Annotated in this window: 4 protein-coding genes; all 4 read right to left on the reverse strand. The window is 64.7% G+C overall.

The genetic code is table 11. From position 1 onward, the window contains the following. Positions 1 to 37: 37 nt before the first annotated feature. Positions 38 to 2710: a patatin-like phospholipase domain-containing protein gene (locus tag HL671_RS38095; RefSeq protein WP_210264215.1), complete on the reverse strand. Its 2673-nt coding sequence runs from the start codon at positions 2708 to 2710 to the stop codon at positions 38 to 40. Between the two features lie 475 nt (positions 2711 to 3185). Beyond that, positions 3186 to 7406 (reverse strand): sulfotransferase, encoded by a 4221-nt coding sequence (locus HL671_RS34180; RefSeq protein ID WP_172242735.1) that lies wholly within the window; start codon positions 7404 to 7406, stop codon positions 3186 to 3188. A 264-nt stretch (positions 7407 to 7670) separates the two neighbouring features. Beyond that, entirely contained in the window at positions 7671 to 9563 is a 1893-nt protein-coding gene (locus HL671_RS34185) for a hypothetical protein (RefSeq protein ID WP_172242738.1), read from the reverse strand. A 528-nt stretch (positions 9564 to 10091) separates the two neighbouring features. Further along, on the reverse strand, positions 10092 to 13451 hold the full coding sequence (locus tag HL671_RS38100) for a beta strand repeat-containing protein (protein ID WP_012044384.1): 3360 nt from the start codon (positions 13449 to 13451) through the stop codon (positions 10092 to 10094). Positions 13452 to 13791: the final 340 nt, after the last annotated feature.

A 13791-nucleotide genomic window follows, 5' to 3' on the forward strand; every position in this document is an offset into this window, starting at 1 on the left:
CGAGAGGCCCGACGCCACTGACTTCTTCAACGGCCTGCTAGGGCTGCGGCGTCAGCAGGTTCTGTCCGATGGCGTGAAACCACGGTTCGATCCAGACCTCGGAGGAGCGCGACATGCCGGGTCCGACGATCGCAGACAGGAACAGCTTGTCCCCGACATGCTCGCCGAGACTGCGATAGGCCTCGAACTGGGCCTCGGTGAAGAACTGATTGGCGGTGGAGTGGTGCGGGAAGTCCGGCTCGTCCAGCCGGTAGCGACGAATGAACTCGCCTTCATTGCCGGTCAGCGACAGCTTGAGATAGATCAGATAGCCGAAGCTCTCGCTGCCGCCGCGTTCGGCGTTCGGATAACGGATGCGGCAGAAGGCGAAATGCGAGTGGCTGAGTCCGCTCGTCTTGCTCAGCCGCAGCGCATCCAGCCCGATCTCGATGGTGACACCGAGGTCGATCGCGGCCAGCCGCTGCAGGGTCGTCAGGCCGTGAAACGTCATCTGCGCGTCCTGCTCGCCGTCGATCGCGACGATATATTTGCAGCGCCGGCGCAGCAGCTCGTACACGCCGAGATTCTCGATGTGGCCGCCATCGGAGACGTTGAGGAAGGGCCTGGTCTCGTCGGCCTGGCCTAAGACCTCCTGCAGCAGGTAGGACAGGCCGGGCGGACCCACCTCGGCGGCACGTGCGTGGCCGGGATTCCTGATCCAATGGCCGAGCCGGATGTTGAACAGCGCCAGCCAGAAGCTGAGCGACTTGATCGTGCCAGTGCCCATCTGCGGCGCCGCAGCCGCGCCGGAGATCGCCATCGCCGTCCCAATGTCGAGATCGGTATTGAGACGTTCCCACGCGTCGGTCGGTTGGTGGCCGGTGAGGGGGCTGCCGCAAAAGTCCCTGCTGAACAGGAAGAAATCCGTCAACCGTCCCTGCATGCGGGACGCCTTGGAGGCGGGCACGTTCAGCGCGCAATTGATCAGATGATACGGGCCGCGCCCGGCTTCGTTGCAGCTCGAGAGAGGGACCGACACGTTCTGCCTGAGAGGACCGAGCGGGTCGGCGGGATCGGGCTGCACGAGATAGGCCTCGGCGAGCTTCTTCTTGTAGTGGCGGTGCGGCGCGGTGAAGTTGATGTCGAACAGGTCGCAGAACAGCCAGAAGCCGATCGCGACCAGGACGCCGGCGATGAAGATGTTGCTGGTTGCTCCAAGCACCGGCAACACGGTGTTGCCATCGAGCTGATCATAGATGATGAGCTCCGCTCCGACGACGACCAGCGGCAGCGCGACCCACGACACAATGTACAACAGGATGCGAAGCGGAGCCGCCATGCGGCCGGACAGCGCGAGCAGCGCGGAAGCAAGCAGCGGTGCGAGCGGGATCAACAGATAGAGCGGGTGCCATCTGAGGTTGTGGTGAAGCCAGCCGAGCCCATGCCATGCCAGCAGGACAATCAGGATCAGGCAGAGGACGAGCAGCAGCCGGTCGGCCATGCTGCGATGAGCCGGGCGCCGCCACAGCAGGGGCAGCACGAACGGGGTGAGCAGAAGCGCAGCGCCCGCGATCAATACGGGCGTGGGCCAGAACGCGGCCGGCGGCAGAGCAAGCCGCAGCATATACTCGACAACAGCGGCGATGGCCGCGAGGTAGATGACGCCGAGCCCGTTCATCACCATGCCATAGACCTGCGCGAACGCGATCTGCAGCCGTTCGACGCCGCTGCCGGTGGCGAGGTACTTGCTATGATGGCGGACATGTCGCAACGCGGCCGCCTCGCCATCCTCGCGCTGAAACGGCAGGTCGTCGCGTAGCAGGCCGAGCGGTGGCCCGGCTGTGGTTTCGCTGCTCAGGAATTGGCTGCTCAGGAAGGTCGTCATGAACGCGCCGATATAGCCGCCGCCCGAGACCGTGGAGAGATAATCGAATTGAAACAGGAGATTGCGCCGGGCGAGGGCGACCAGGACCCCGAGCGCAAAGGTCGCCGAGCGGATGCCACCGCCGGAAATGGCAAGGGCTGCGGCATGGGGCCGTTCCGTCCAATCCTGCTCGGGCGCTGTCCGTCCCTGCGCGGCAAGCCGCGCCGCATAAAGCGTGCGACGCTGCGCAATGGCGGCGCGCTCGGCGCTGTTGATGCCGGCCGCGACCCGCGGCGGCAGGCCGCCGAACTTTTCGTCGATCCCCCAAGGGAGTGATGCGTTCATCTCCTCCGCGATCGATTTGTTATGATCCATGGCGCCGTCGATGCCGGGCTCGGCAAACGGCGCGCCGTCGCGGATGGCGACGAGCAGCGCGTCCATACGCCGCAGGATCGGCTGCAATCGGGCCAACTCGTCCCGGAATGTGTCGGTCGCATCCAGCGCCTCGAGCGCACCGCGCTCGCTCAGGCGGTGCCATTTGGCGGTGAAGGGCCGGACATGGACATTGAGAACGTGCCAGACGAGGTCGTTCAGCAGCCCGCATTGCGGGTGCTCGTCGAAGATGGTCCGGGCCTCCTTGAACAGCTGATAGACGCTCGTGAGCGCCGCGACCTCCTCGCCATCCACATAGGGCAAGGCCTGGGTCGCGATGCGAGAAACCAGCTGAATATGCAGGCGGCCCGCCGCAGTCCGGTCTTCGTCAGTCGGGTCCGGCGCAGCTGCGGCGCGCGAGGGCAGGGGCGAATTGGCGAAGAGATGGGGCCGGCTTCGATTGGCCGCCTCCAGGAGCTCGCCCCAGTGCGTCATCGCAATCCTTTCCACGCATCGCGCCACCCTCGGGCCGTCGCGCAACGTTCGAAATTCGACCGGAAACACAATTGAATGAGGAAAGAAATCTCAACGAATATCTATAGTTGCGGTTGGATGGTTTGCCAAGTCGGCTCGCGCGGTCGCGCCCGCATGCTGCAGCACAGCATCGCCTGCTGGCGGCGAAACGTGGCCTCACGCGGGCGCTTGAGAGAGGGGCGGTCCATTCTTGACCGATCACCGGACACGCTAAGCGCGAGTAGTTTGCGTCAACGTAAGTTCAACTGGAGGTAGATTATAAAAAGCGCGCTGGTGCGTAGTTCAACTGACAGCATTTCGAAATAATGAGGATAAATTTTTAAAGGGATTGGAGCACTATGTTTGTGCCGCTCCGCCGCGCGGCCGGATAGCCGGGTGCCTCGCCTGTCACCGATCCCTGGGCCAGAGCACCCGGTTATTGCGGCGTTCTCCCTCGCTAGGCTGGCGGCGGAGACGCGATGCCGAGCGCCTCGTAGAGCGGCCCGAGATGCTTCTCATAACGGCGCCAGCTGCCGATCGAGCGGCGGTAGAGTGGTTCGCGCACCTGCATCAGGCTGGCCGTCCGCACCATGCGCTCGGTCCGGTGGAAGTCGAGGCACGCTTCTTCCCAGTCAAGGTCGCAATGGGCGAGCACGCGGCGCGAGACGCCCTCGAGATCATCGACCAGATCCTCATATTGGACGTCCATCAGGACACCGGGCGGCAGCACGGCGTGCCAGTGCTCCATCACGCGCTCATAGCCCCTGTAGTAATGGCCGAGCTCGGTCAGGTCATAGGCGAAAGGCTGCGCTCCTGTGAACAGCAGCGAGTAGCAGGAGACGCAATTGTCCAGCGGATCACGCCGGGTGTTGATGATTCTGGCGCGAGGGAAGGCGGCATGGATCAGTCCGACAAACAGGAAGTTGAGCGGCATCTTGTCGACAATACGCTCGGCCTCGGGGGCCAGGACGCGCACGCGGGCCGTATATTCCCGGCCGAGCGCGGTCATCTCCTCCGGCGGCAGCAGCGCGATCAGGTCGGGAAAGGCAGGGGGCACCCTCTGACGGTTGGCGCATTCGCCCACGAGCTCCTTGAACGTCTCGAGCTCGCCGGCCCCGAATACCTTCGAATGGCTCGATAGCACCTGTTCCATGAGGGTCGTGCCGGAGCGCGGCATGCCGACGATGAAGATCGGCGCCCAGGACTCGTCGCCATGTCCGACCACCGAACGGAAGAATTCCGGCGTGAAGCGGCTGGCCACATTCTTCATCATCGCAAGACGCTGCTCCGAATCGTAGTCGAAGCTCTGGCGCTTGAGCGTGTTCGCCTGGCGTAGATGCGCGAACGCAGCATCGTAGTCCTTGAGATCGGACAACGCTTTGCCGAGCGCGAAATGAGCGGCGATCTGCTTTTCCTGATCGAGCTGATCAGCACGGTCGACCAACGCCCGCAGTCCAGGCAGCCGCCGATCGTCCGGCTTGAACTTCGCCATGTTGGCGAGGTTGAGGTGGATCGGCGCATCGTCCGGCGCCAGCTCCAGCGCCTTCTCGAACGCTGCGGTCGCCTCCTCGAAGCGGCCGAGCGCCTGATAGGCCACGCCCAGATTGTTGTATGAGCCGAACCGCTCCGGCTTCAGCTTGAGCGCGAGCAGGTTCTGCTCGATCGCTTCTTCGAGGCGATTGAGCTCGAGATAGGCATTGCCGAGATTGCCATAGGCATCGCCATAGTCGGGGCGGCTCGCGATCGCCCGCTTGTAATGCTCGATGGCGCGCTCGCGATGGCCCTGGCGCAATAGCACATTGGCAATGTTGTTGTGCGTTTCGGCGTGCTCCGGGCTGAACTCGAGAACCTTGAGGTAGCACTTCGCCGCTTCAATATCCTTTCCGGCCGTGTAGAGCAGGTTGCCCAGGGCAAAATGGGCGTCGAGATGCTGCGGCTTGTTCTCGATGGCGCGCCGCAGCAGCACCATCGCCTCCTCGCTCATCCCCTGGTTCTGGCGCACCATCGCGAAGGCGTAGAGAATGCCGGGATGGTTCGGGGACAGAGAGAGCGCAGTCTCGTAATGGCCGACGGCCGCATCGTAACGTCCGGCCGAAGCCTCGACCGCGCCGATGCTGCCATGGGCCTCGGCGGATTTCGCGTTGACGGCGACCGCCCGCTGGAAGCAATCCTTCGCCTCGTCGAGCCGGCTGCTGCCGCTGCAGATCATGCCGAGCCCGACCAGCGCGTCGAACTGGCGTGGCTGGCCGGCGAGGATCAGCCGGAAGATCGCTTCCGCATCATTGTTGTCGCCGCGCCCCTGGAGCTTCCTGGCCACCGCCACCGCGCCGTCCGCCAGCGTCTGCAAAGCTCCGAGTTGGTCGGCATCGAAAAGCGGGGTGTCGCCGATCGGTGTGGCCACCGGCGGCGCGAGGTTCGTCGGCGACGGCTGCATCGAGCCGGAGATGGCGTCGGCGACGGGCGCCTGCACCTCGGCTGGACCCAGCGCGTCGAGCAACGGCTTGAGCCGGTCGCCATACAGCCGCCAGCGGCCGACCGATCCGGTGAACAGCGGCTTGCGCACCTGGACCAGGCTCGCAGTGTTGACCGGCCGCTTGGTCTCGTGGAACGAACGGCAGCGTTCATCCCAGTCGAGGCCGGCATGGGCGACGATCTTGCGCGCGTGGGGCTCGAAATCGCGCACCACGTCCTCGTAGGCCACATCGAGCATCACGCCGTCCGGCAGGATCGCGCGCCAGTGCTCCATCAGGGCCTCATAGGCACGGTAGTAGCGGCCGAGCTCGGCCAGATCGTAGGAAAAGGGCTGCGGCTCCGAAAACAGCTGGGAAAAGCAGGACAGGCAGGTGTCGATCGGATTGCGTCGGACGTGGATGATGCGCGCGTTGGGCAGCGCAAGATGGATCAGGCCCGCAAAAAGGAAGTTCGAGGGCATTTTGTCGACGATGCGGGTCACACCTGCGGGCAGATCGGTAAAGCGCGCGAGATAGGCCTCGGCGATCGAGCCAAGATCGGCATCTGCGAGCTTGGCCAGCATGTCCGGATAGTCGCCGCGTGCACGATCGGTGAACAGCCCGGTCGCGGCCGCGAAGTAGTTCACCTCACCGGCCCCGTAAGCCGCCGGGTGACTCGAGAGGATCTGCTCGATGAGGCTGGTGCCGGAGCGCGGCATGCCGATCACGAAGACGGGGGCGGTCGACGGGTCACCATGATTGGCGCGCGCCTGCAGCATGTCCCGGGAGAACACGTCGCGGATGCGCTCCATCTGACGCAGCGTCTGGTTCTCGTCATAGCTGATGCGGCGTCGCTCGAGCGCATTGCCGGCCTGAAGGTGCCGCAATGACTTTTCGCCGTCCTTGACGTCGGCATAGGCGCGGCCAAGCGTGAAGTGCAGCGCGATGCGTGCGTCGTCGCTCAGCGTCTCTACGCTCGCCGCCAGATCCTGCAGCGCCGGCCAACGCGAATCATCGACCGTGAACGGCTTGACGACGCCGTAATTGAGATGGACGCCGATGTTGCGGGGATTGATCGCCAGCGCCGATCGGTAGGCCTGTTCGGCCTCGTCGAGCCGGCCGACGATCATCAGCACGCCGGCGAGATGATTCAAGGTCGTCGTATCGGCGGGTTCGAGGGCGAGGGCGTCGTGATAACCGGCGATGGCCTCGTCGAACCGCTTCATGTTGCGCAGAGTATCAGCGCGGTTGCGGTGCGCGATTGCGTAGCTCGGCCTGCGGCGCAGCGCCTCGTCATAATGCGCCAGCGCCTCCTCATGCCGGCCGCGTGACTGCAGCGCATTGGCGAGATTATTGTGGGCCTCCGGAAAATCCGGCCGTTCGGCGATCGCGCGCTCGTAGTGGAAGACTGCGATCGGCCAGCTGTTCATCTCCAGATGAAGGTTGCCGAGGTTGTAGTGCGCCTCGGCGAGATGCGGGCTCAGGACGAGGGCGCGTTGATAGGTGCGGACCGCGGCCTCGGTCTGGCCGATGGCCTGCTGGCAGCCGCCGATATTGAGCAGGACGGCTGGGGCATTGGGCTGGAGCGTGAGAGCGCGCTCGTAATGGGCGATGGCTTCGGCATGCCGGCCGAGCTGGCGGCAGGCGTCTCCGAGACTCGCAGCGGCGGCGGCGAATTGCGGCCGGGCCGCGAGTGCCGCCTCGTGATGCGACATCGCGCGCTCGAATTGTCCGAGGCGCTGCAGCGCGAAGCCAAGGGTCTGATGGGCGTCGGCATCATCCGCGTCGGCCGCGAGCGCAAGCTCAAGGTGCCGGACTGCGCCTGCCGGATCTCCGAGGTTGGTGAATGCGCTGCCCAGCAGGATCCGGGCCTGGATCAGCGTGTCGTCGAGCGCCACGGCGCGCTGGAGATGGACGCTCGAGGTCGCCAGGTCGCCCAGGCCAGCGAAGGCCTTGCCGAGCATCAGATGAAATTCCGCGGAGTCGCCGGCCTCGCGCGCTGCCTGATCGAGCAGGGTGCGCGCTTCGTGGACGTCGCCCAACTGCAGCCGCACCATGGCGAGGCCGCACAAGGTGCGGAAATGGTGCGGTTGGAGCGCCAGCACTTTTCGGTAGGCCTGTTCGGTGATCCGCAAAGCACGTTCATCGATCGCCGTCGCCGAAGGCGCGACGGGACCGGTCGAGGCGTTGATACTCCGAGGACGTAAGGCGAAGGCGGGCTCGTTCATGATCTCAACTTGCTGGGATGCGACGAAGGCCGTTTTCCAGGCGGATTGAAGCGAAACAGAGGCCCGAGCAGGGCAGCGATGAATCGATGGTGTAGAAGCGTTCGAGTCTGTTTGGCCGCTACGCCCCCTCGTCGTGCTGTCCACGGAGAGGGCCGCGTCTCGCGTACCTAAACGTTCGCTCCCGTGCTGCGTCCTTACGCAATGAAGCCGGCGCAGACCTCGGGTCTGCGCCGGTCGAGATCGATACGTCGTTCGAAGGCGGGGTCAGCCCCACATGTGATGCATGGCGTGGTGATGCGACATGTCGGGGCCCGTCGCGGCCGCTGCAGCCGTGTTGGCGGCCGCCGCTGCGGCATGGTGGTCTTGGCTGTGATGGCTGTGGTGGCTATGGCAGTGATGGGTCGTCGTGGTCTGGTTGTTGCCGCCTGTGGTGCCGCCGCCATTGGCACCGCCGCCCGCGTTGCCCCCACCGGCGTTACCTCCACCGGCATTACCGCCGCCGGCGTTGCCACCAGCGTTGCCGCCGTCGGTGGCTCCGCCACCGGCTGTGCCGCCGCCAGTCGTGCCTCCGCCCGCGTTACCTCCGCCGGCGGTGCCTCCGCCGGCAGCGCCACCTCCGCCGGCCATGCCGCCGCCACCGGGGGTGGTCGTGCTCGCCGGTGTGCCGCCGGTACCGTTGGCGATGTTCGGGTTGGCGCCGGCCGGCGCACCCGTGCCCATAGCGATGCCGTTGACGGCTGTGGCCGTGATGAAGCTCGTGACCGAGTTGACGTAGGCTGATCCGCCGACCGCGATGTTGTTTCCGGAGATGTCGCCGGCATTGCCGATGAAGTTCGCCGCCGCAGCCTTCAACATTGCCTGATCCGTCGCCAGGGCGGCACCGGTGTCGCCGTTCATGATGCCCATGAGGGCCTTGGTCGCCATCGCGGAGTCCGCCTGCAGCGCTCCTGCGACGAGCTCATTGTCGAAACGGCCTTGGAATACGGCACCCTGCGCCTGATCGAACTTGACGCCGAAGTTCTGGTAGTTCGCGATCTGGGTGATGATGTCCTGTGTCGCGTTCGCGGTCCCGTTTGCCACAGCGTTCAGCTTGGCGCCGAGCGTGTTGGCTTCCGCCAAGAACGAAGCCCAGAAGTTAGTCTGCACCTGGTTGTCCTGGAACTTGGTGACCGTTCCGGTGAGGCCTCCCGGCATTTCGGAAAAGCCGCCGCCATGGCCCGGCATGCCGGTGCCGCCGGCGGCCTTGTTCAGGGTCGCGTCGTTCTGGAACACGTCGATCATATCCAGAATGTTGTCTGCGGTGCCGCGGAGCGCGGTCGGATTGGCCTGTGTTTCCGGGCTATCATATTTGTTCAACTGCAGACCGATCTGGCCGACCAAGGTCTGCAGATGCAGGGTCGTCGTCTGAGCATCGACTGCGGTCAGACCGGCTTCCAGCGCCGCCAGCTTGGCGGGGTCGTTGAGGATCGCCTGCAAGCCCTGCTGCACAGCGGTGAAGTCGGCCGTGACTTGTCCCAGATTGTTGGCGCTGATGCCACCGAGCGCGAGGTCGGCCACTGCGTTATAGACTTGGCCGATGGCGACGAGATCGCCGGCGGTGGCCTTGGCGAGATTGGCGGCGCCGTCATTGCCGGCCGGGAGAGACTGGAAGGCGACGTCCTGCGCGCCTGTGTTGGCCAGGAAGGTGAAGTTCGTCAGAGCCGAGGACAGATGGGCATCGCCCTGGATCTGCTGCAGGATCATCTGCTGCACGTTGTGGATGGTCTGGTCGGCCTCGGCCAGCGTGTTGGGATTGGTCGTGTTGGGCGCCGCGTTGATCAGCGTCGTGATCTCGCTCTGCACCTGCGTCAGCACCGCCGTGTCGGTCGCATTGAGCGTGAACGCCTTGCCGCCGAGCGTCACCTGGCCGGGATTGGCGAGCATGGCGGCGATGTCGTTCTGCACGGCATGCAGATCGGTCGTGTAGCTGGTGAGGAAGGGATTGGAGTTGCCGCTGTTCTGCGGCGTCGAGAACAGGCCGGTCGAGATGCGAACCGCGTCGTTGAAGACGACGCCGGCCTGAACGAGGTCGGTGGACAAGTTGAGCGCGTCGGCGCGGTTCAGCAGATTGGACGTGCCATTCGCCAGCGCCGTCGGGTTGAAGGTATTGGCTGCCATTGATCATCTCCCCAAGTTTCAACCCGGCGTCTGCTGCTTGGCGTCTCGGCAGCACGCGGGCGTTGATCGGGATGCGACGTCTCACTCACTCCTTTCGGAGCGGGCGATTTGTCGCAGCCACAGAGCACTTGGGAATTATTTGCTCCAATGGGGCCAAAAGAAGCGGTGCAGGGTCCTCAAATATGATGTTGTTCGGGCACAGGCGCGCTGTCGCCCGCAAGCCACGTCAGCCCTTGGTAATGTTCTAACTCGTTGATTTTAGTCGTGGCCCCTCTGCAACAATGCGTTGTAATCGATGGACCGATGCACGTTATCGACAAGAAGTTGCCCTGATCTGGCGATGGTTCCTCGGCCTCTCCTTGGAACCGTTCCAACGTCCCTCGACTCGGTCCGCTGGAAGATCCTGGTTTCGGCGGTGGCGCAAGCGGCAGCCGAGCGGGGTCGGCTGGGCTCGCACCGGCGCTTCCGCGGCGTGATCATGGCGAGCGGAGCAGCTCAGGTGACTGCTCCGCCGCTCGGTCACACACCTCACGCCCACATGTGATGCATCGCGTGATGATGCGACAGGTCAGGGCCGGTCATCGCACTCTGGGCAGTCACGTGTGAGCTGTGATCGTGATGGTGATCGCTGTGGTGTGCATTGTTGCTGCCATTGTTGGCAGTCTGTCCGCCGGTTGACGTCCCGCCATTGTTAGCTGTGCCTCCGCCATTGTTGGCGGTGCCGCCGGCATTGCTGGTTCCGCCAGCCGCTGCGCCGCCATTCGCTGTCGTTCCGCCGGCCGCGCCCGCAGCTCCGGCAGCCGCCCCGCCCGCGTTGGTCGTTCCTGCCGCCGCCGTGCCGCCGGTGCCGTTGGCGAGGTTCGGTGTGGCGGTGACCGGAATGGTGCCGTGAGCGGTGCCCTTGATGGACGTCGCTGCTGAGATGGTGGTCGCCGTGCCGACATAGGTGCCGCCATTGACCGGGATGTTGTTGCCCGAGACGTCCATTGCGTCGGCGGCAAAACCCTGTCCGGCCGCGGCGATCATCGCCTTGTCCGCTGCCAGTGCCGCGCCGGTGTCGCCGTTGAGGATGCCCTGCAGGCCCTTCACGGCGGCGGCCGTATCGGCCTCCAGCGTGCCGCTCAGGAGCTCGTTGTCGAAGCGGCCCTGGAACACCGCACCTTGGGCGGCATCGAAATTGGCGCCGAACTGCTGATAGTTCTGGATCTGGGTGATCAGCGCGGCGCTGGCTTGTGCTGCGCCGGTGGCGATCTTCTGCAAAGTCGCATTGATGGTATTGCCCTCGGCCAGGAAGGCAGCCCAGAAATTGGTCTGTGCCTGATTGTCCTGGAACTTGGTCACGGTGCCGGTCAGGCCGCCCGGATCCTCGGCAAAGCCGCCGGCATGACCCGCTTGGCCATTGCCGCCGGCCGCCTTGTTCAGATTGGCGTCGTTCTGAATGATGTCGATACTGTCGAGCAGATTGTCGGCCGTGCCACGCAGCGCCGCCTGGTTGCCGGTGGCGGCGGCCGCATCATATTTGTTGAGCTGAAGGTTGACCTGTCCGAGCACGGTCTGCAGGTGGATCGTGGTCAACGCGGCAGCGTTTGCGGTCTCGCCGGTTTCGATCTGCGCAAGCTGCGTCTTGTTATTGAGGATGGCGGTCAGCCCTTGCGACACCGCCGTCAGATCGGTGTTGATCTCGGCGAGATTGCCGGCGTTGACTCCGCCGGAGGCGAGCTCGACGGCCTTGTTGAACACCAGGCCGACATCCTTCAGGCTGTTGCCCGCGGTGGCCGCAGCAAGGCTCATGGGGTCATCCGCACCGGCGGGGGACGTCTGGAACGCCACGTCCATTCCTCCCGTATTGGCCAGGAATGGAACGTTGTCGAGCGCGTTCGTGAGATGCGCGTCGTTGTGGATCTCCTGCAGGATCTCCTGCTGCAGCGCGTGGATCGTCTGGCTGGCGGCTGCTTGCGTGTTGGCGTTCGCGAACTGTCCGGCGGCCTGGAGCAGCGTCCCGAGCTGGCCCTCGACATTGGTGAGGACAGCGGTGTCGGTGGCGTTCAAGGCGAACGTCTTGCCGCCGAGAGTCACCTGGCCTGGATTGGCCAGCATCGCGGCGATGTCGGTCTGCACCGCGGTGATGTCAGCCTGATAGCTCGTCAGGAAGGCCGGCGAGTTGCCGCTGTTGGCGAGGCTGAACAGACCGAGCGAGGCGCGCACCGCGTCGTTGAAGACGACGCCCGCCTGGACCAGATCCGTCGAGTGCTGGATCGCGGTGGCCCGTGTCAGCAGGTTGGATGTGCCATTGGCCAGCGCGGCCGGATCGAAATTCACCGGCGTGGTGTGCATCCCGCCCGTGCCGGTTCCTCCACCAGCACCGCCGCCGCCAGTGCTCGGCGGCGTGGTGGACGAGCCGCCGGTGCCGTTGGCGAGGTTCGGGGTCGCGGTGACGGGGATGGTGCCCTGGGCCAGGCCGTGCACGGAGGTCGCTGTCGACACCGTCGTGGCTGAGCCGACATAGGTCGCGCCGCCAATGGCGATGTTGTTGCCGGACACGTCCATCGCGTCCGCCGCGAAGCCCTGTCCGGCGGCTGCGAGCATCGCCTTGTCGGCGGCCAGCGCGGCGCCGGTGTCGCCGTTCAGAATGCCCTGCAGGCCCTTTACCGCAGCGGCCGTATCGGCTTCCAGCGTGCCGCTCAGAAGCTCATTGTCGAAACGGCCACGGAAGACATTGCCTTGGGCCGCATCGAAATTGGCGCCGAATGCCTGATAGTTCTGGATCTGAGTGACCAGTGCGGCGCTGGCCTGCGCGCCGCCGGTTGCGATCTTCTGCAGCGTCGCGTTGATGGTGTTGCCCTCGGCCAGGAAGGCGGCCCAGAAATTCGTCTGCGCCTGGTTGTCCTGGAACTTGGTCACGGTGCCGGTCAGCCCGCCCGGATCTTCCGCGAAACCGCCGGCGTGACCGGGCTTGCCGTTTCCGCCCGCGGCCATGTTCAGATTGGCATCGTTCTGAATGATGTCGATACTATCAAGAAGATTGTCAGCCGTGCCTCGGAGCGCGGCCTGGTTGCCGGTGGTCTCGGCTTTGGCATACTGATTCAGCTCGAGATTGACCTGTCCCAGCACCGTTTGCAGATGGATCGTCGTCAGAGCTGCGGCATTCGCGGTCTCGCCCTTCTCGATCTGTGCCAGCTGGGTCTTGTTGTTGAGGATGTTGGTCAGGCCCTGCGAGATCGCGGTAAGGTCGGTCGTCACCTCCTGCAGATTCGCGGTGCTGATGCCGCCGGAGGCGAGATCGACGACCTTGTTGAAGACGACACCGACGTCCTTGAGGGTGTTGCCCGCGGTCGCGGCCGCCAGACTCGCCGCATCGTCGGCGCCAGCCGGCGTGTTCTGGAAGGCGACATCCTGGCCGCCAGTGTTGGCGAGGAAGGCGACCTTGTTGAGGGCGCCGGAAAGATGCGCATCACCGTTGATCTCCTGCAGGATCTCCTGCTGGACCGCATGTACCGTCTGGTCGGCGGCCGTGATCGTTGCGGCGTTCGCGGTCTGCGGTGCAGCTGCGAGCAGCGTCGTGATCTGCGCCTGCACATTGGTGAGGACAGCGGTGTCGGTGGCGTTCAGCGTGAAGGTTTGGCCACCGAGGGTGACCTGTCCGGGATTGGCCAGCATCGCCGCAATATCGTTCTGAACGGCGTGCAGATCGGTCGTGTAGCTGCCGAGGAATGGATTCGAGTTGCCGCTGCCGGCCTGCGTGAAGAGGCCGAGCGAGGCGCGGACCGCATCGTTGAACACCACGCCCGCCTGGACCAGGTCTGTCGACAGGTTGAGCGCCGACGCCCGCACCAGCAGGTTCGACGTTCCGTTGGCCAGAGCCGTCGGGTTGAAGGTGTTATTCGCCATAGATCACTCTCCCCAAATTCATCCGCCCGGTGGGCCCCGTGCGTGACTGCCCAGCGCCGAAGCGTTGTCAGCTCGAGCCATGTCCAGCGTCGATCGCGCTCGCGCCGGGCATGCGCCAGTTTGTCGCACTGTGCTATTTGGTCGCAGCAATCAGGCCAAAAGAAGCGTGGGAGAGTCCGCGATTGTGTTGTTGTTCGGGCATCGCGGGTTCGTGACCGCTTGCCCCGGTGGTTTGCCAAGTGCTTGATTTCGACTGGCAAGCTCAAAAGCGGGCTGCGGCGATCTGACGCGAATTACATCTTCTCGTCAAGATGCTGCCCGCATCTTGCCGGGCGTTCAG

This window comes from Bradyrhizobium denitrificans, from assembly GCF_013179005.1.
GTDB lineage: Bacteria > Pseudomonadota > Alphaproteobacteria > Rhizobiales > Xanthobacteraceae > Bradyrhizobium > Bradyrhizobium denitrificans.

Excerpts from the sequence above, each read along its gene's own strand:
- HL671_RS38095 (WP_210264215.1), bottom strand. The coding sequence starts at position 2,710 with ATGACGCACTGGGGCGAGCTCCTGGAGGCGGCCAATCGAAGCCGGCCC.
- HL671_RS34180 (WP_172242735.1), bottom strand. The coding sequence starts at position 7,406 with ATGAACGAGCCCGCCTTCGCCTTACGTCCTCGGAGTATCAACGCCTCG.
- HL671_RS34185 (WP_172242738.1), bottom strand. The coding sequence starts at position 9,563 with ATGGCAGCCAATACCTTCAACCCGACGGCGCTGGCGAATGGCACGTCC.
- HL671_RS38100 (WP_012044384.1), bottom strand. The coding sequence starts at position 13,451 with ATGGCGAATAACACCTTCAACCCGACGGCTCTGGCCAACGGAACGTCG.